This is a genomic window from Cryobacterium sp. N22 (genome assembly GCF_002929555.1).
Classification (GTDB): domain Bacteria; phylum Actinomycetota; class Actinomycetes; order Actinomycetales; family Microbacteriaceae; genus Cryobacterium.
This window is the reverse complement of record NZ_PJJP01000032.1, coordinates 144338-163494: the sequence shown is the minus strand read 5'-3', so window position 1 is coordinate 163494 and position 19157 is coordinate 144338. Positions and strand designations below refer to the sequence as shown.

The 19157-nt window shown below is 65.4% G+C and carries 15 protein-coding genes and 1 pseudogene; 6 read left to right on the top strand and 10 right to left on the bottom strand.

Features of this window, described 5'->3' with window-relative positions; genetic code table 11:
- Nucleotides 1-52: 52 nt before the first annotated feature.
- The 6 genes and pseudogenes from dnaB to CXY76_RS08230 all read right to left on the bottom strand — a co-directional run bounded on the left by dnaB (nucleotide 53) and on the right by CXY76_RS08230 (nucleotide 5446).
- Nucleotides 53-1459, bottom strand: coding sequence for a replicative DNA helicase (gene dnaB, locus CXY76_RS08255; protein WP_104163751.1), 1407 nt, complete (start codon nucleotides 1457-1459; stop codon nucleotides 53-55).
- A 444-nt stretch (nucleotides 1460-1903) separates the two neighbouring features.
- Entirely contained in the window at nucleotides 1904-2353 is a 450-nt protein-coding gene (rplI, locus tag CXY76_RS08250) for a 50S ribosomal protein L9 (RefSeq protein WP_088457764.1), read from the bottom strand.
- An 11-nt stretch (nucleotides 2354-2364) separates the two neighbouring features.
- Nucleotides 2365-2628 (bottom strand): 30S ribosomal protein S18, encoded by a 264-nt coding sequence (rpsR, locus tag CXY76_RS08245; RefSeq protein WP_035835236.1) that lies wholly within the window; start codon nucleotides 2626-2628, stop codon nucleotides 2365-2367.
- A 54-nt stretch (nucleotides 2629-2682) separates the two neighbouring features.
- On the bottom strand, nucleotides 2683-3192 hold the full coding sequence (locus CXY76_RS08240) for a single-stranded DNA-binding protein (protein WP_088457765.1): 510 nt from the start codon (nucleotides 3190-3192) through the stop codon (nucleotides 2683-2685).
- Nucleotides 3193-3339: 147 nt separating this feature from the next.
- Nucleotides 3340-3702, bottom strand: a pseudogene (rpsF, locus tag CXY76_RS08235) (30S ribosomal protein S6); the annotation flags it as partial.
- A 313-nt stretch (nucleotides 3703-4015) separates the two neighbouring features.
- Complete coding sequence (locus tag CXY76_RS08230; protein WP_104163749.1) at nucleotides 4016-5446, bottom strand: CCA tRNA nucleotidyltransferase; 1431 nt, start codon at nucleotides 5444-5446, stop codon at nucleotides 4016-4018.
- Between the two features lie 90 nt (nucleotides 5447-5536).
- On the opposite strand from CXY76_RS08230, the gene CXY76_RS08225 reads away from it, so the two are divergent.
- The 6 genes from CXY76_RS08225 (at nucleotide 5537) to CXY76_RS08200 (ending at nucleotide 13433) form a co-directional block, all read left to right on the top strand.
- The gene (locus tag CXY76_RS08225) at nucleotides 5537-7894 is read left to right on the top strand and encodes a DUF6049 family protein (RefSeq protein WP_146073407.1); all 2358 of its coding nucleotides are present in this window, start codon (nucleotides 5537-5539) and stop codon (nucleotides 7892-7894) included.
- Nucleotides 7887-9506 carry a murein biosynthesis integral membrane protein MurJ gene (gene murJ, locus CXY76_RS08220; RefSeq protein ID WP_233199647.1) on the top strand — a complete coding sequence of 540 codons (1620 nt, stop codon included), beginning with the start codon at nucleotides 7887-7889 and terminating at the stop codon, nucleotides 9504-9506. Before CXY76_RS08225 ends, murJ begins: the two co-directional genes overlap by 8 nt.
- Before the next feature lie 163 nt (nucleotides 9507-9669).
- A complete protein-coding gene (gene trxB / locus CXY76_RS08215; protein WP_104163746.1) occupies nucleotides 9670-10644 on the top strand; it encodes a thioredoxin-disulfide reductase in 975 nt (324 codons plus the stop codon).
- A gap of 10 nt (nucleotides 10645-10654) precedes the next feature.
- A complete protein-coding gene (trxA, locus tag CXY76_RS08210; RefSeq protein WP_066598673.1) occupies nucleotides 10655-10978 on the top strand; it encodes a thioredoxin in 324 nt (107 codons plus the stop codon).
- 134 nt (nucleotides 10979-11112) lie between these two features.
- Nucleotides 11113-12432 (top strand): PLP-dependent aminotransferase family protein, encoded by a 1320-nt coding sequence (locus CXY76_RS08205; RefSeq protein ID WP_104163745.1) that lies wholly within the window; start codon nucleotides 11113-11115, stop codon nucleotides 12430-12432.
- Between the two features lie 41 nt (nucleotides 12433-12473).
- Nucleotides 12474-13433, top strand: a complete 960-nt coding sequence (locus CXY76_RS08200; RefSeq protein ID WP_104163744.1) for a D-alanine--D-alanine ligase — start codon at nucleotides 12474-12476, stop codon at nucleotides 13431-13433.
- 2490 nt (nucleotides 13434-15923) lie between these two features.
- Here CXY76_RS08200 and CXY76_RS08195 read toward each other — a convergent pair.
- From CXY76_RS08195 to CXY76_RS08180, 4 genes are all read right to left on the bottom strand, one after another.
- On the bottom strand, nucleotides 15924-16964 hold the full coding sequence (locus tag CXY76_RS08195; RefSeq protein ID WP_104163743.1) for a ParB/RepB/Spo0J family partition protein: 1041 nt from the start codon (nucleotides 16962-16964) through the stop codon (nucleotides 15924-15926).
- The gene (locus CXY76_RS08190) at nucleotides 16964-17902 is read right to left on the bottom strand and encodes a ParA family protein (RefSeq protein WP_104163742.1); all 939 of its coding nucleotides are present in this window, start codon (nucleotides 17900-17902) and stop codon (nucleotides 16964-16966) included. Before CXY76_RS08190 ends, CXY76_RS08195 begins: the two co-directional genes overlap by 1 nt.
- Before the next feature lie 87 nt (nucleotides 17903-17989).
- A complete protein-coding gene (gene rsmG, locus CXY76_RS08185) occupies nucleotides 17990-18619 on the bottom strand; it encodes a 16S rRNA (guanine(527)-N(7))-methyltransferase RsmG (RefSeq protein WP_104163741.1) in 630 nt (209 codons plus the stop codon).
- Nucleotides 18620-18630: 11 nt separating this feature from the next.
- Nucleotides 18631-19155 (bottom strand): R3H domain-containing nucleic acid-binding protein, encoded by a 525-nt coding sequence (locus CXY76_RS08180; protein ID WP_104163740.1) that lies wholly within the window; start codon nucleotides 19153-19155, stop codon nucleotides 18631-18633.
- Nucleotides 19156-19157 lie beyond the last annotated feature (2 nt).

Below are 19157 nucleotides of genomic sequence, written 5' to 3'. Positions count from 1 at the left end.
GCGGGGAATTCCCCGTCGTCAGGCCCTCTGTCGGAGGAACCGGTGGTGGACGCTACGCGCCGGGCACCATGTCCGCGAAGCGCGAGTAGTGGCCGTGGAAGGCCACCGTCACGGTGCGGGTGGGGCCGTTACGGTGCTTGGCCACGATCAGGTCGGCCTCGCCAGCGCGCGGGTTGTCTTTTTCGTAGGCGCTCTCGCGGTGCAGCAGGATCACCATGTCGGCATCCTGCTCGAGTGAACCTGACTCGCGCAGGTCGGAGATGGCGGGCATCTTGTCGGCGCGTTGCTCCGGGCCACGGTTCAGCTGGGAGAGGGCGATCACGGGAACCTGCAGCTCCTTGGCGAGCAGCTTGAGCGCTCGGGAGAACTCGCTGACCTCCTGCTGACGGGATTCGACCTTCTTGCCCGACGTCATCAGCTGCAGGTAGTCGATCACGACAAGCTTGAGGCCGACGCGCTGCTTGAGCCGGCGGCACTTGGCGCGGATCTCGACGAGGGTCATGTTGGGGCTGTCGTCGATGTAGAGCGGGGCATCGTTGATGCGTCCGCGGGTGGCGGCGATGGTGGTCCAGTCGCGCGCCTCGACGTTTCCCTTGCGCATGCTCTGCAGGGGCACGGATGCCTCGGCGGCGAGCAGGCGCATGGCGATCTCACTGCGGCCCATTTCGAGCGAGAAGAAGATGCTCGGCATGTCGTGGTGGATGGAGGCAGCCCGGGCGAAGTCCAACGCCAGGGTGGACTTACCGAGGGCGGGGCGGGCGGCGACGATGATGAGCTGGCCGCCGTGGAAACCGTTGGTGAGCTCGTCGAGGTCGGCGAACCCGGTCGGAACGCCGGTGAACTGGCCGTCCTTGAGCTTGGCGGCCTCGATGTCCTCGATGGCGGCCGTGACGGCGTCGGTGAGGGGAACGTAGTCTTCGGTCTCGGTGCTGCCGGTGATCGAGTAGATCTCGGCCTGGGCGGTGTTCACCAGGTCAAGGACCTCACCCTCCCCCGCGTAACCCATCTGCGCGATCCGGGTTCCGGCGTCGACGAGCTTACGGAGCATGGACCGTTCGGCCACGATGGTCGCATAGAAGCCGGCGTTGGCGGCGGTGGGCACCAGGCTGGTGAGGGTGTGCAGGTAGTCGGCGCCGCCGGCGCGGGAGATCTCGCCGAGCTTGGTCAGCTCGTCGGTGACGGTGATGACGTCGGTGGGTTCACCCTGTGCGTACAGCGAGAGGATCGCATCGAAGATGATCTCGTGCTTGGGAACGTAGAAATCGGCCGCGCGGACGGTCTCGACCACATCGGCGACGGCGTCCTTGCTCAGCATCATGCCGCCCAGGGCGCTCTGCTCCGCCAGCAGGTCGTGCGGCGGGGTGCGTTCGGCATGGCGCGGTTCGGAGCTGCCACGGTACTCGGAGCCGCGTTGATCTGAGCCGCGTTGATCGGCGTAACCCAGGTGAGCTATCGACACGCCGAGCCTCCTCGTGTTGGTGTGGTTCTGGTGTATCAGGAGCCGCTGACAGCGATCATCCGGTAGGCAGGCGCACAAGAGCGAATACCTGCTTGCCCACCATAGAGAGACTCCTCTGCGCAGCCAAACCACCCTGTGGATAACTCTGTGAGTAATCTGCGCGAAACGCCGGGCGACTTGTGCACAACCTGTGCACTCGGCTGTGGACAACTCACGAATATTAAACTCAAAATAGCTTCTGATCAGTGATTAAAACTACTCACATGTGTGTGGAGAAACTAGTTTCAATACTCGATTGAATGTTGATGAAATAGGTGGACACCTGTGCACAAAGCGGTGCAAAAGTCGAGACAAATGTGCCAATAATTGGGGCTACGTGCGTGCCGTTAAAAAGGAGTAGCGGCGGTTCCTTTCGAAACCGCCGCTACTCCTGGTGAAACGAGACTACTTTGCGGCTACCACCTGAAGGGTGATGGTCGCGCTGACCTCGTCGCGCAGACGAACCGTCGCGGTGTGCTCACCGGTCAGCTTGATCGGGCTGAGCTCGATCTTGCGCTTGTCGATGGCACCGAGGCCGGCCGCGGCAACCGCGTCGGCCACGTCGGTGGTCTTGACGGAGCCGAACAGGCGTCCGCCGGCGCCGGCCTTGACGACCAGCTTGACCTTGGTGTTCTCAAGGGTTGCCTTGAGAGCCTGGGCCTCTTCGAGGGTGGCGTGCTCGCGGGCTACGCGGGCGGCCTTGATCTGCTCGATCTGCTTTTCGCCACCGCGGGTCCACGCAACAGCGAAGCCCTGGGGGAGAAGGTAGTTGCGAGCGAACCCGTTCTTGACATCAACGATGTCACCGGGGGTACCGAGGCCGGAGACCTCGTGCGTCAGAATCAATTTCGACATGTGAGGGCTCCTTACCGGCCTGAGCCGGCGTAGGGCAGCAAGGCCATTTCGCGGGCGTTCTTGACGGCACGCGCGATCAGGCGCTGCTCCTGGACGGAGACGCCGGTGATGCGGCGGGCGCGAATCTTTCCACGCTCTGAGATGAACTTCCGAAGAGTGGGGACATCTTTGTAATCGATGACACCAACCCGGATCGACTTCGCGGGAGCGGCGTTCTTGCCACCCTTAGCACCGCGGAGCGGCTTGCGGCGGTCGCCGCTCGACTTTCCAGCCATGATTTCCTAACTTTCTAAAACGTGTGAGTGCAGCCGTCAACCGTGAGGTTCGGCTTAGAAGGGGGTCTCGTCGCTGAAGTTGCCCGGGGTGTTCCAGACGTCGCCGCCGCCAGTGTTGGCTGCGGGGGCGCTGGGTGCCCAGGGCTCATCGTTACCCTGCTGCTGCGCGACGGGCGCGCCGCCGCGGGGTGCAGAGGATGACTGCGCGCGCGTGAGGGAGGCGGTGGCGTAGCGCAGCGAAGGACCAATTTCGTCGATCTCGAGCTCCATGCTCGTGCGCTTTTCACCTTCCTTGGTCTCATACGAACGCTGCTTGAGACGCCCGGAAGCGATGACACGGGAACCCTTGGTCAGTGAACCGGCCACGTGCTCGGCGAATTCACGCCAAACGCTCGCGCGCAGGAACAGTGCCTCGCCATCTTTCCACTCACTCGTTGCGCGATCGAAATTGCGCGGAGTGGAGGCAATGGTGAAGTTGGCTACCGCCAGCCCGTTCTGCGTGTAACGCAGTTCCGGATCGCTGGTGAGGTTGCCCACCACGGTGATTACGGTCTCGCCGGCCATGGGCTACTTGTCGCTTGCCTTGTCGGCGTCTGCCTCGGCAGGAGCGTCCACGGCGACCGGAGCTGCCGGGGCAGCTGCAGGCTTCGCGGATGCGGCGACCTTGGCAGCGGGAGCTGCGGCAGGAGCGTCGGCCTTGACCGGAGCAACAGCAGCCTTCGGGTTGGCTGCCTTGCGGGCGGCCTTCTCGGCGGCAAGCTTGCTTGCAACGGCAACCTGGGCGATGCCCTCTTCTGCGCGAAGCACCTTGGTGCGCATGACGGCTTCCGACAGCTTCAGCTGGCGGTCGAGCTCGGCAGTTGCTGAGGCGTTTGCGGTGAAGTCGACGACGGCATAGATGCCCTCGGCCTTCTTGTTGATCTCGTATGCGAGACGGCGGCGACCCCAAACGTCAACCTTGTCAATGGTTCCACCATCGTTGCGAACAACGTTGAGGAACTTGTCAAGGCTGGGAGCTACGGTGCGCTCATCGATCTCGGGATCGAGGATTACCATCAATTCGTACTGATGCATGACTAACCCACCTCCTTCGGACTAAACGGCTGCAGTATTTCTGCAACAGGAGGGTTGTGCATGTGTTGAACGTGGAGGCCGGGAATCCGGCACACAGACAACCTGCCAAGACTACTGGAACCGTGGCGATTGCGCCACCTTCCCCTCCGATGCCCTCCGCATCGGAAATCTTCCGCGAGTTGCCCTCGCCGGGCAGTGACCGGTGCAGAGGCGGTGCAGAACACGGCCGGGCTCGACCTGTGGAGGAGGGGCACTCCCCCGCGAGTTGCCCTGATGGGCAACTCGGCGAAGAAGGAAGGGGCGGACAGGCGGGTCAGGCGCTGCGGGCCGCCCACCAGGACTGCAGTCGGCGGGTGGCTTCCTCAGTGCCGAGGGGCCCATCGTCGAGGCGCTGCTCCAGGAGGTAGCGGTAGGCCTCGCCCACCTCACGGCCCGGCGTCAGGCCCAGGATCGCCATGATCTCTTCACCGTCGAGGTCGGGGCGGACGGAGTCCATCTCTTCCTGGGCCGCGAGCTCGCCGATGCGCTGTTCGAGGTCGTCGTAGGCGAAGCCCAGACGGTCGGCCTTGCGCCGGTTGCGCGTCGTGACGTCGGCTCGCGTAAGGATGTGCAGCCGCTCGAGCTGGTCGCCGGCATCGCGCACGTACCGCCGCACGGCGGAATCGGTCCAGGCCCCTTCGGTGTAACCGAAGAACCGCAGGTGCAGCTCCACGAGCTTGCCGACGGCAGCGATCGTGTCGTTGTCGAAGCGCAGCGCGCGCAGCCGCTTCTTGGCCAGCTTCGCGCCGACCACGTCGTGGTGGTAGAAACTCACCACGCCGCCGGACTCGAGCCGTCGGGTGGCCGGCTTGCCGATGTCGTGCATGAGTGCCGCGAGCCGCACCACGAGGTCGGGTTCGGTCAGGTTCTGGCGGGTTCGCTCGTACCCGATGGCCTGGTCGAGCACGGTCAGGGTGTGCTGGTACACGTCCTTGTGATGATGGTGCTCATCGATTTCCAGGCGCAGGGCCGGGATCTCCGGCAGCACGATGGCGGCCAGGCCAGACTCCACCAGCAACTCGATGCCGGCCCGCGGGTTTGCCGAGCGCAGCAGCTTGCCGAGCTCGTCGCCGACCCGTTCGGCGGAGATGATGTTGATGCTGCCGGCCATGGCGGCCATGGCGATCGCGGTGTCGAGCTCGAGGGTGAAGCCCAGCTGGGCGGTGAAACGGGCGGCCCGCATCATCCGCAGCGGATCGTCGCCGAACGAGATCTCGGGCGCGGTGGGTGTACGCAGTACCCCGTTGAGCAGGTCGTCGATGCCATTGGACGGGTCGACGAGAGTGATCTGCGGCAGCCGCAGGGCGAGCGCGTTCACGGTGAAGTCGCGCCGGAGCAGGTCGTCGTCGAGGCTGCTGCCGAAGACCACGTCGGGCCGGCGGGTCTGCCCGTCGTAGCTGTCGGCCCGATAGGTGGTGATTTCGACCTTCTCACCCGCGATCTGGGCGCCGATGGTGCCGAATGCGCGACCGATGTCCCAGTGCGCCTCGGCGATCGGCTTGACGATGCCAAGGATCTGGTCCGGTGTGGCGTTGGTGGTGAAGTCGAGGTCGTTGGTGACCCGATCCAGGAACGCGTCCCGGACGGGGCCCCCGACCAGGGCCAGTTCGAAACCGGCCGTGGCGAATGAGTTCGCCAGACGGGACACCGTGGGGGAGGCAGCCAGGTCGCCCAGTCTTGCGAGGGCTGCCGTGACGCTCTGCATGCCCCAATGGTAGTTGCTCGCTCGTGCCGCCCGTGCGCCACCCAGCCGGCGCGGAGGGTTCTCCCCCGGGTACGCCGTAGAATCCCGTATATGCTGGCCGATCCGAATCACGCGCGTCGGCCCGCGCTCCCCGGAATCCGGCGTCGCATGGTGGCCGCCCTGCTGTGCGCTCCCCTGCTGCTCTGGCCGGCGCTGGCCACGGCGACTCCGGCAACCGCCGCAACCGCCCTGACCGTCGGGCAGGTGCACACGGCTGCCGCTGACGACACGGTCGCTCTGCAGGTCACACCGGGCAACTCCTCGATCCTGCACCTCAATGAGGACCTCAAGCTCTCCGTCACAATCACCAACGATTCCGCCACCGCCATCCCCGCCGGAAACGTCGATGTTCGCCTGGCCGAGCGGGCGCTGACCAACTCAACCGACCTCGACGACTGGCTCAATCCCGATGAGGACGACGACGAGGCCGGCGATCTGATGACCAGTGTCCCGCTCACCGCCCCCGTGCAACCCGACAGCTCGGTCACCGTCGCGGTCACGGTGCCCAGCGCCGAGCTCGGCCTGTTCGAGTGGAGCCCGTGGGGACCGCGGGGCATCGCGGCCTCCCTCAACACCGATGACACCGTGCGGGCGTCCGGCCGGTCCACCTTCGTCTGGTATCCGGATGCCTCCGCGCTGCAGCCCCCCGTCGTCACCCCGGTCAACCTCGCCGTGGCTATGCCGATCACCACCCCGGCGAACAGCACCGGCCTCATCAGTGCCGAGGATCTCGCCGCCTACACGGCCGGCTCCGGCATCCTGACCCGCCAGCTCGACGGCGTCATCAATCGTCCGGTGGCGATCGCCATCGACCCCATGATCATCGCCTCCATCCGGGTTCTCGGAACGAGCGCACCGGAGTCAGCGGTCACCTGGCTGAACCGCCTCGACCTGGCGGAAAACAATATATTCCCGCTCGGGTATGCAGACTCGGACCCGTCCCTGGCCGTGCAGGCCGGAGCGACCGGTCCCCTCGCACCGACCTCGCTCAGCTTCGCCACCGACCCGACCCTGTTCGTTCCCGCGGAGCCCACGGCCGTGCCCGAACCCGAGGGCGGCGCCGTCGATCCGGGCGCACCGACATCGTCCGACGAACCCGCGGTCCCTGAGCAGCCCAGCGATGAAAACACGGTGCCGACCCTCGAACAGCTGCTCGCCTGGGACTACACCTCCACGTCCATCGCCTGGCCCGGCGACAACGCCGTCGCTCAGGCCGACCTGTCCGCATTCGCCGCCGCGGGACTCACCACCACCCTCCTCGCCTCGGGCAACGTGGCGGTGGACGACTCCGATACCACCACAAGCACGACCGTCGACCTGGGTTCCAACGAACTCGGCCTCGTGGCCGCCACGGGGATTTCGGCGGCGATGCGCTCGGCCGTCATGGCCACGACCGACGAGGACTGGCGTGGGCACATTGCCGAGTTGTCCTCCCAGATCGCCGTCGTCGCCGCCGCGAATCCCGACCAGGCGCACACGCTCCTCGCGACCCTCGATCGCGGCTGGCCGCCGACCGCGGCGCGGCTGGGCCAGACCATCGACGCACTGACGGCCCTGCCCTGGTACGCCCCCACGACCCTGACGGCGGCGGCGGCGACCCCGGTCTCCACCGACGTGACCTTCCGGGCGCAGACCGAGCCCAGCGGCAGTGTCGACCTCGCGAGCCGACTGGTCGACCGGGAAGCCGAGATCGTCAGCTTCTCCACCGCCCTCGCCGATCCGGCCGCCGTCACGGCACCTTACCGGCTCTCCGCGCTTGCCCTGCTGGCGACGTCCTGGCAGGCCAACCCCGACGACTGGCGTACCGCCGTCGGCGACAATCTGGCGACCTCCACCGAGGTGCTGCGGTCGGTGACGGTGAGCACCAAGGGCCCGATCAACGTCGTCGGAAGCAAGGTCGACATTCCCATCACATTGAACAACGCCCTCGGCCAGGCCGTCACCGTGCGGGTACAGGTCGTTCCCTCCAACGGCCGCCTGGTGGTGGGCAACGACGTCGAAGCCGTGATCGATGCCAGTTCGGCCAAGACGGTGTCGATCCCCGTCACCGCGGCGGTCGGAAACGGAGCGGTCAGCCTGAGGGTGACGCTGTATGCCCCGTCCGGGGCGGAACTGGGCCAGCCGTCGTTGATCTCGGTCAACGTGCGCGCGGATTGGGAAGGCATCGGATCCCGAATCTTCGCCGCCCTGGTCGTGTTGTTCTTCGGATTCGGCGTGTGGCGCAACATTGTGCACCGCCGCCGCGACCGTGCCCAGGCGGCCGGAGCCGACGCCGACTCCACGGCAGATCTGGCGGCCGGCACCGTCTCCTCGCCCGGGACGCCGACCGACCCTGACCCGCTCGACAGCGACCCCACCGCCGCTCCCCCAACGGCTGCAGATGATGTCCCCCCGGCTCCCCGTGGCTAGTCAGGGCGGCGTCGGCCGCGCCAGCGCCATCCTGGCGTCGGGAACTCTCGTCTCGCGTCTGCTCGGGTTCCTCAAGGTCATCGTCTTCGCCCACATCATCGGGCAGATCGGCAACGTCCCCGACGCCTTCACCGTCGCCAACCAACTGCCGAACACCGTGTACACGATCGTGGCGGGCGGCGTTTTGACCGCGGTGCTCGTTCCCCAGATCGTGCGCGCGAGCTTGCACGATGACGGCGGGACCGCGTACATCAACAAGCTCGTCACCCTGGCCCTGAGCATCCTGGCCATCACGACCTTGGCCGCGACACTACTCGCGCCCCTGATCACCCGATTCATCGGCCTGGGCTTTTCCCCGGAGCAGCTGTCCCTGGCCGTGGCATTCGCGTACTGGTGCCTGCCGCAGATCTTCTTCTACGGCCTGTACACGGTCCTGGGCGAGGTCCTCAACGCCCGCAAGTCCTTCGGCCCGTTCACCTGGGTGCCCGTGATCAACAACGTGATCTCCATCGGCGGGCTGCTGCTGTTCGGCCTCCTGTTCGGCATCGACACCGATGGCCAGCGACCGCCGGGCGACTTCACCCCGGGGATGACCGCGCTGTTGGCCGGCAGCGCAACACTCGGTGTGGTGCTGCAGGCCGTGGTGCTGTACTACTTCTGGCGCCGCATCGGCCTGCGCTACCGCCCCGACTTCGCCTTCAGGGGTGTCGGCCTCGGCGCGGCCGGCAAGATGGCCAGCTGGACGTTCGGCATGCTGCTGCTGACCACTGTCGCCGGCATCGTCGAGACACAGGTCGTGACCCTCGCATCGGGCGAAGGCGCCTCCTCCACCGTCATGAGCACGGCCTGGCTGATCTTCATGCTGCCGCACTCGATCATCACGGTGTCCGTGGCCACCGCCTATTTCACCCGGATGAGCGAGCACGCCGCCCGCGAAGACACCGACAAGCTCCGCACGGACGCCTCCTCGGCCATCCGCGGGACCACCCTGCTGATCGTGCTAGCCAGCGCGGTCATCATGGTCTGCGCCTATCCGTTCGCCACGGTCTTCGGCGAAGCCGGTTTCCAACAGGTGCAGGCCATCGGCAACGTCATCATCGCCTTCCTGCTGGGCCTGGTGGCCTTCTGCGTGCTCTTCGTCGTGCAGCGCACCTTCTACGCCCTCGGCGACACGCGGACCCCGTTCTTCTTCACCCTGTTCCAGGTCGTCCTGGTCATCGCGGGCGTGCTCGGCTGCGCCCTGCTCCCGCCGGAGTGGATCGCGTTCGGCATTGCCCTCACGGTGACCGTGTCCGGAATCCTGCAGGCAATCCTGGCCACCTGGCTGCTGCGCAAGCGGCTCGGCGGCATCGACGGGAGCCGCATCCTGCGCAGCCTGGTGAAGTACTTCGTCGCCGTCATCGTCCCGGTCGCCGCTGGCGTCGGCATCCTGATCGCGCTGGGCGGCACCACGGCGGGCGGTTTCGCCGTGTCGGGGATCGGACCGGCGATCCTCTCCATGGTCCTGATCGGTTCAGTCATGGCGGGGCTGTACTTCGGCCTGCTGTTCCTGATGCGCAGCTCCGAACTGCACGGCTTCCTGGCCCCGCTGAAGGCCCGCTTCGGGCGTTAGGCGGCCGTCAGTGTGGTGTCGGCCGGGAAACCTCTTGCTGAACAGCGGCTGTACAGCGGGGCCTCCAGCCGGACGGAGCGGAATAGCATCCGATTAGGATGTGTTGTACCCGAATGTGAGGCGCCGAAAGGCGTCTCTTCCACTGATTTCAAGGAGTCTACGCGTGCGTCAGATCATCATCATCGGTTCGGGTCCTGCCGGATTCACCGCCGCCATCTACGCTGCGCGCGCGAACATGAAGCCGCTGCTGATCGCCAGTTCGGTCGAGGCCGGCGGTGAACTGATGAACACCACCGACGTGGAGAACTTCCCGGGCTTCGCCGACGGCATCCAGGGCCCCGAGCTGATGGCCAAGATGCAGGAGCAGGCCGAGAAGTTCGGCACCGAGGTCGTCTACGACGACGTCACCAAGCTCGAATTCGGCGACACCGTCAAGTCGGTCACCCTCGGCAACGGCGAGAAGCACGAGGCCCTGTCGGTGATTTTCGCCACCGGGTCCGCCTACCGCAAGCTCGGCATCCACGACGAAGAGCGTCTGAGCGGCCGGGGCGTGTCCTGGTGTGCCACCTGCGACGGCTTCTTCTTCAAGGAGAAGGTCATCGCCGTCGTCGGCGGCGGCGACTCCGCCATGGAGGAGGCCACCTTCCTCACCCGCTTCGCGAGCAAGGTCTACATCATTCACCGCAAGGACACCCTGCGTGCGTCCAAGATCATGCAGGAGCGCGCCCTGTCGCACCCGAAGATCGAGTTCGTCTGGAACTCCGAGGTCGTCGGCATCGACGGCGAAGAGGCCGTTGAGGGTCTGCGTCTGCGCGACACCGTCACCGGTACCGAGAGCGCCCTCGCGGTCGGCGGCCTGTTCGTGGCCATCGGCAACGACCCGCGCACCCACCTCGTGCATGATCTGCTCGATCTCACCAGCGAGGGCACCATCGCCGTCGCCGGACGCTCCTCCAAGACCAGCCAGGCCGGCGTGTTCGCCGCCGGAGACGTCATCGACCCCACCTACCGCCAGGCGGTCACCGCGGCCGCCAGCGGCACCGTGGCGGCTCTGGACGCTGAACACTACCTGGCCACCCTCCCCGAGGACTTGCTGGCTGCGGCCGGCGACCCCGAATTTGCAAGCGTCACCAACTAAGGAGCATTACATGTCAGCACGCGCCGTCACCGACGCCACCTTCGACCAGGAAGTCATCAACAACGAGAAGACCGTCCTGGTGGACTTCTGGGCCGAGTGGTGTGGCCCGTGTCGCGCCGTCAGCCCGATCCTCGACCAGATCGCCGCGGAGAACTCCGACAAGATCGACATCGTCAAGCTCAACGTCGACGACCACCCGGCCCTGGCCGCAAAGTACATGATCACCTCCATCCCCGCGATGAAGGTCTTCCAGAAGGGCGAGGTCGTCAAGACCGTCATCGGCGCCAAGCCGAAGCCCGCCCTCGAAGCCGACCTGGCCGCCTACCTCAAGTAGCCGCCGGCAGGTTCCTTCGCGAACCCGACACCCGCCCGGCACCCGCCGGGCGGGTGTTTTTCGTAAATTCAGGCCGATTCGGCCACCACGCGACGCACCACATACGATTAGGGCCTCACCAGAACGGATATGACGTGACAGCGATAGGCACCTCCCAGGCCGGTAACAACCTCGACCCGTGGTACCACCACTACGCCGAGCGAGCCGCCGCCCTGCGCGCCTCCGAGGTGCGCGCCCTGTTCGCCGTCGCCTCACGCCCCGAGGTCGTCTCCCTTGCCGGTGGGATGCCGTACGTCGCCGCCCTGCCCCAGGATCTCGTGATCAACGCGATGGACAGCGTCATGCGCAAACAGGGCCCCGTGGCGCTGCAATATGGCTCTGGTCAGGGAGTTCCCTTGTTCCGGGAGCAGATCCTCGAGGTCATGGCCCTGGAAGGCATCCGTGCCAACGCCGATGACGTGGTCGTGACCACCGGGTCCCAGCACGCGCTCGAACTGGTCAGCAAGCTCTTCCTGGACCCGGGCGACGTCGTGATCTCCGAGGGCCCGAGTTATGTCACCGCCATGGTGATCTTCAAGTCCTACCAGGCCGATGTCGATCACGTACCGATGGACGAGCACGGCATGATCCCCGAGGCACTCCGGGAGCACATCGCCCGGCTCAAGGCCGAGGGTCGCAAGATCAAATTCCTCTACACGATCCCCAGCTTCCACAACCCGGCCGGAGTGACCCTCAGCTGGGCCCGCCGCCTGGAGATCCTGGAGATCGCCAAGGCCAACCAGATTCTGGTCCTCGAGGACAACCCCTACGGGCTGTTGTATTTCGACCAGAAGGCACCGGATGCCATGCGCTCCATCGAGCGGGACGGCGTGGTCTACCTGGGCACCTTCTCGAAGACCCTCGCCCCCGGCTTCCGGGTGGGCTGGGCCCTGGCCCCGCACGCCATCCGCGAGAAGCTCGTGCTGGCCAACGAGGCGGCCGTGCTCTCCCCCAGCTCGTTCAGCCAACTGGTGATCTCCGAGTACCTGTCCACCGCCGATTGGAAGGGCCAGATCAACACCTTCCGTGGCGTCTATCGCGAACGCAAGAACGCCATGCTCTCCGCGTTGACGGAATATCTGCCCGAGCTCACCTGGACCAACCCCAACGGCGGGTTCTACGTGTGGCTCAGCCTGCCGGACACCCTGGACTCCAAGGCCATGCTGCCCCGCGCGGTCAAGGAGCTCGTGGCGTACACCCCGGGTACCGCGTTTTTCGCGGATGGCCAGGGTCGCCAGAACATGCGACTCTCGTTCTGCTACCCCACGCCGGAGCACATCCGTCTGGGCATCCGGCGCCTCGCCACCGTCATCCGCGACGAACTGGAGTTGCTGGACACCTTTGCCGGGACCGGCTCGCTGTTTCCCGCCCACGACGGCCGCCGATTCGGCGCCCCGCCGCCCGACATCAACTAATCCCACGTTTCTCCGGCTCGAGCTAAGGAAAACCCCAGATCATGAGCGAATCAGAGTTTCTTGACATTGTGGTGCTCGCGGGAGGAATCTCGCACGAGCGCGACGTCTCCATGCGCAGTGGACGTCGCGTGGCCGATGAGCTGACCGGGCTCGGGCACCGCGTGACCGTGCTCGACCCGCAGGCAGGGCTCCTCACCGAGCTGGCCACCCGCAAGCCCGACGTCATCTGGCCCGTATTGCACGGCGCCACCGGCGAAGACGGCGCCCTGCTCTCGCTGCTCGAGACCACCGGGATCCCGCACGTGGGCCCGCGCGGCACTGCGGCGGGACTGGCCTGGTCCAAGCCCACCGCCAAGGAACTTGTGCGTCGCGCCGGCTATGCCACCCCGGCCTGGATCGCACTCTCGCGTGAGACCTTCCGCGACCTCGGCGCCGCCAGCGTTCTCGAGCACCTCGTGACCGCGCTCGGCACACCACTGGTCGTCAAGCCCGCCCAGGGTGGATCTGCCCAGGGTGTCACCATCGTCGATGCGCCGGCGGGCCTCCCCCGCGCCATGGTGGATGCCTACACCTACGACGAAACCGCTCTCGTTGAGACGAAGATCGAAGGCACCGAGCTCGCCGTCACCGTCATCAACACTGGCGCCGGGCCCGTCGCACTGCCCGCGGTTGAGATCGTGCCCGTGAGTGGTGTTTTCAGCTTCGAAGCGCGGTACAACGCCGGCGAGACCCTGTTCTTCACGCCCGCCCGCATCGCGCCGGACGTGGCCCAGCGGGTGGCCGACACGGCCGTGGCGATCCACAGTCTGCTCGGGCTGGCCCAGCTCTCCCGCATCGACCTGATGGTCGACGCCGAGGGTGTCGCCTGGTTCCTCGAGGCGAATGTTTTGCCCGGTCTGACCGAGACCTCGCTCGCCCCGCAGTCCATCGAGGCCTCCGGCGAATCGCTTGGAGCCGTCTATTCCGCTCTCGCCCGGGCGGCCTCAACCAGCTTGCAGTAAGGCCCATGTTTCACGTGAAACACGACCCGGTCGGGGTATGTTTCACGTGAAACACCGTAGCCGCGTCGTTGGTCGAGCCTGTCGAGACCTGGCCGGTGGCGCTCCGGGCGCCGAGTACTTCACGCGAATGCAATGCGGCCGGCCCGCCCGCTGAGAGTCCCGCTACTACGCTCACCAGCGCACAATCTGCCTATCAAAGAGCTCGGAGCCGTCATTTTGCCCCTAGTTTCACGTGAAACGGCGTCTCTGAGCGCCGTTTGTGCGACCACTTCCCCCGCGCTGCATGCACCCTGCCGTCCACCCAGGCCAGCACATTCGCCCCAAAATGCCCGAAACCGACCAGAAGTACCACCAAATGACGTCCCTAACTTGCGGGGCGAGCCGATAGCGCCTCGCTATCCCTGGTCTCGATTAGCTCAACAAACAAGCCGGGCTGGGCCATATTTCGACCTGGTCAAACTGCTGCGCAGGTCGGCCTCGACGAGGTGATACCGCAACCACGTCGTTGGTCGAGCTTGTCGAGACCCGTCCGCCGGGGTTCCGGGCGCCCGAGTACTTCACGCGAAAAACGTTACCTCTGGACCGCCCACTGAGAATCATGTTCCTACCTTCTCTACCAGCGCATAATCTGCCGACCAGAAGGCTCGGAACCGTCATTGTGACCCTTGTTTCACGTGAAACGGAGTCACTGAGCGCCATTGTGAGGCCACTCCCCCGCGCGGCAGGCGCCCTGCCGTCCGCCCAGGCCGCCATAATCGTCCCCTGAATGCCCGAAACCGGCCGCGAATACTGATAAATAACGTTTCTAACCCACCAGTCAAGCCGATCGCGGCCTTGACATCCCTGATTACGACAGGCTCAATCCACGGGTTCGGTCGGGCGAATAGGCCCGCCACCTCCACCACAACACGGTCGAGCAAGCCATATCCGGTGGCCCGATTTCGACAAGTTCAATCAGCGAGCCGGGTCGGTCCTGATCTCGACCTGGTCAATCTGCTGCGCGGGTCACGATCAACGAGAGGATACCTCAACCACGTCGTCGGTCGAGCTTCTCGAAACCCGGCCCGCCGCCATTCCGGGCGCCCGAGCACTTCACGCGAAACACGATGTCGCCGGACCGCCGCACTGAGAATCGCGTTTCTTCTCCACCTGCCCACAATCTGCCCATCAAACAGCTCAGATCCATCATTTTGAACGTTGTTTCACGTGGAACGGCGTCTCTGAGCGCCATTGTGCGGCCACTCCCCCGCCCGGCGGGCGGGCAACTGACTCGCCAGGGGGCCACAATCGCCACCCAAGACCCCGACCTCGGTCCCAAATGCCGCAGATTAGCGCCCCCAATAGGCGCAATACCTCCTCCACAACCGTGGTCGAGAAAACAAGATTCGGCAGCCTGATTTCGACAAGCTCAATCAGCAGGCCGAGGTGCGCCCTGATGTCGACCTGGCCAATCTCGTGCGCGGGTCAGGCTCGACGAGACGATACCTCAACCACGTCGTTGGTCGAGCTTGTCGAGACCCGGCTGCCGGCGTTCCGGGCGCCCGACTACGTCATGCGAAACACCATGTCACTGGACGGCGCCGCTGAGGGTCGCGTACCCACGCTCTCCAGCTGCGCACAATCTGTCGCTCAAAGTACTCGGATTCGTCATTCTGACCCTTGTTTCACGTGAAACGGCGTCTCTGAGCGCCATTGTGCGGCCACTCCCCCGCGCGGCTGGCGGGCAATTGACTCGCGAAGCGGCCAGAATCGAACCCAAAGATACCGAAATTGGTCACAAACCGCGCTAAGAGCCACCCTTGGTCCGCCGGCTGAGCCGATCGCGCCTCGATGCACGCAAGCTCAATCCACGTGCCTGGTCGGGTGCATAAAGCTAGCGAGACCGCCTGATTTCGACAAGCTCAATCAGCGTGCTGGGCCGGGCCGACTTTCGACCAGGCCATCCAGCGGCTGGGCGCGCATCCAGGCTGGCACTCGGCCGGCTTGTAGTGAATCGAGGCGGCAGATGTTTCACGTGAAACACCATCGCGGCGGCTCGTCGGTGACGACTCGGGGGGCGGAACTCTGGTGATGCCCACCTGGGCCCAAATTTTCGCGGCGGGATGGTCAAAATTGACCAATTTGCGTCAGGTTTCACGTAAAACTGCGGGCCTGAGCGCCATCGTGCGGCCAATCCGCCGCCCTCCGGCGGAACTGCAAGCCGTGCAGGCCTCCAGAATCGTCCCAGTTTGGATCGAATCTGACTTAAAGCGCCCACCGAAGGGCCGCAAACGCACGCTCTCTGAGGCCTCTAAGACCAGGATGAACTGATTTCGACAGGTTCAATCAGCGGCGCAGGTCCGGCAGAATGCGCCTGTAGCGCGACAGGTGGTCGAGCTCTTCGAGAGCCGGGCGGCTGATTTCGACAAGCTCAATCAGCGGACGGGCGGTGATGCTCCAAGATGCCGCCGCCCAATTTGGCGCCCGATGTTTCACGTGAAACACTGCGTTTTAGTTGGCTCCGAAGCCGGGTTCGCCGAGTACGCCGAGAATACGGTTCAGGTCGCCGATGGTTGCGAAATCCACTGTGATCTGGCCTTTTCGTACGCCGAGATTGATCTTCACGCGGGTGTCGAGGCGGTCACCGAGGTGTTCGGCGATCTCGTTGAGGTGTCCCTGGCGCTTGCCCGGAGCGGGCTTCACAACGACGGGCTTGGGCCCGGCGGCGGCGGCCGCCTCGGCTGCACGCACTGACAGGTCCTCGTTGACGATCTTGTCCGCAAGGCGCAACATGCCCTCGGTGTCCCCCACCGACAACACTGCACGCGCATGACCGGCCGACAGTACACCGGCAGCAACACGAAGCTGCACGGCTTCGGGCAGCTTCAGCAGACGCAGGGTGTTGGTGATCTGGGGGCGCGACCTGCCGATACGGCTGGCGAGCACCTCCTGCGTGATTCCGAAGTCTGAAAGCAGCTGCTGATACGCGGACGCTTCTTCAAGTGGGTTCAGCTGCGCGCGGTGGAGATTCTCCAGCAGAGCGTCCCGGAGCATGTCGATGTCGGCGGTATCCCGCACGATCGCCGGGATGCTGTCGAGGCCGACTTCCTTGGTGGCGCGCAGGCGCCGCTCCCCCATGACAAGTTCGTACTTGCCCGGCTGCTCGATCAGCGGACGCACGACGATGGGCTGCAGCACACCGACTTCGCGGATGCTGTGCACGAGCTCGGCCAGGTCATCTTCATCGAAGACGCTGCGCGGCTGCACAGCGTTGGGAACGATGTCGGCCGGATTCAGGTGTGCGAGACGGGCGCCGGGAACCGGAAGCAGTTCGACCGTGACGTCGTCAGCCGCATCGATCGTCGCGGTCGCAGTGGAACCGTCGGCCGCGGCCGGCGTCGAGCCCGGCACCGGTGAGGCGCCGGCGGTGCCCTCCGCGTGCGGAACCTCGTTGTACGGGAAGAAGACGTCGACGGGACGGGCCTGTGACGGGTTCTCCTGCACCGGAATGAGCGAACCGATTCCGCGGCCGAGCCCTGTACGTTTCGCCATTACTGCGCATCTCCTGTTCGTGGAACGCCCCGACGGGCGATTTCTGCGGCTGCTTCGAGGTAGGAGAGGGATCCTGCCGAGTTGAGGTCGTAGCTGATGACGCTCTGACCGTAGCTGGGCGCCTCAGAAACCCGCACAGAGCGCGGAATCAGCGTGTCCAGGACCTGTTTCGGGAAATGATCGCGCACATCCTGCGCCACCTGGTTCGCGAGGTTCGTGCGGCTGTCGTACATGGTAAGCAGAATCGTCGAGACTATGAGCTGCGGGTTCAGGTGCTTCTCAATGAGCTCGATGTTCTTGAGCAGCTGGCTCAGACCCTCCAGTGCGTAGTACTCGCACTGGATCGGGATGAGCACCTCTCGTGCGGCAACGAACGCATTGATCGTGAGGAGACCGAGCGACGGCGGGCAGTCGATGAAAACGTAGTCGTACGGGTCGGCCATGTCCTTGATGTGCAGGTCGAGGGCGCGACGCAGTCGCTGCTCCCGGGCCACCAGCGAAACCAGCTCGATCTCCGCACCGGCCAGGTGGATGGTCGCCGGAACACAGTACAGGGCCCCGAACTCCGGGCTCTTCTGCACCACGTCCACCATCGGCAGGTCGTTGATGATGACGTCATAGACGCTCGAGGTCTCGGCACGGTGCTCCACGCCGAGTGCGGTGGAGGCGTTGCCCTGCGGGTCCAGGTCGATCACGAGCACACGCGCACCCTGACGGGCCAACGCAGCGGCCAGGTTGACGGCCGTGGTGGTCTTGCCCACCCCGCCCTTCTGGTTCGAGATGGTGATCACCCGGGTGCTCTCGGGCTTGGGTAGCCGCTCGGCGGCGATCACCTGTCGGCGGCGGGTCAGATCTGAGATCTCCCGCGCCAGGGGGGTGCTGTTGTCGACGCCGGAGCCGGGAGTGCCGGTCTGCTGGTCTTCGCCGGGATGTTTCACGTGAAACCTTTGCGTTCGACGGTTGATGAGCCACCCGAAAGGGTGCCCCGGTGCTATCCACCCGTGCCGGGCGGATGTTGCCGGGGACTAGTCCACTGTAGCCTTAATGACCCGTGTGACGTCCTCCAGCACGCCCTCGCCGAGGGTGAGTACCTCCACATCGCGCAGGTGGAACCGCGCGATCGGCTTGGCGGCGTTGGCGATCTCCCCCGCGGCGCCCGCGCCCTTCATCAGCACGAGCTCGCCGCCGGAACGCAGCAGCGGCGCCGTGAGGGGAATGAGGGTCTTGAACGCGCTCACCGCACGGGCGGTGACCTGATCCAGGGGCGTATCCAGACGGATGTCTTCGGCGCGGGCGCGCAGCACCCGTGCATTGGTGAGGCCCAGCGCGGCGACCTGACCGGTCAACCACGCCACGCGGCGCTCCATCGGCTCGATGAGCACGAAGGAGACATCGGGCCGAGCGATGGCCAGAACCAGACCCGGCAGGCCGGCGCCCGATCCCACGTCGCCGACCAGGCCGGGCTTCAGGAGCGGAGCAACCACGACGCAGTTCAGGATGTGCCGGCTCCACAGCCGGGGAAGCTCGAGCGGACCGATCAGGCCGAGCTCTTCGCCCTGCTCGGCGAGGTGCCGGGTGAACTCCCGGGCGACGTCGATGCGGTCGCCGAAGAGTCCAGCGGCGACGGCGGGCTCGGCCTCGAGGGTTTCAGTCATACTCGGTGTGGCTACGCTGCGGTGATGACGGTGTGACGGTCGCGGCCTTCGCCAAGGGACTCGGAGACGTATCCGCGTTCCGAGACGATGTCGTGCACAAGCTTGCGCTCGTAGGACGACATCGGGGGGAGGGAAGCCTCCGTTGCGCCGCCATCGATGCGCTCGATGGCATGGCCGACCAGGTCGGTCAGCTCGGCCTGGCGGGCCTCGCGGGAGCCCCCGATGTCGAGGATCAGTCTGGAGAACGACCCGGTCTTGTTCTGCACGGCAAGTCGCGTGAGCTCCTGCAGGGCGTTCACGGTGTCGGGCTTGGACAACAGGCGCAGATTCTGCGGGTCAACCGAGTTCACCGACAGGTAGGCCCGTCCGTTCCGGGCATCGATGTCGATGTCACCGTCCAGGTCGCAGATGTCGAGGAACTCTTCGATGTAGTCCGCTGCGATGTCGCCTTCCTGCTCCAGCTGGCCGATGGTCGGCGCGGCGTCGGACGCGGCATCCGCATTGATCACGTCGGTGTTCTCAGTCACGTTGTCCATCC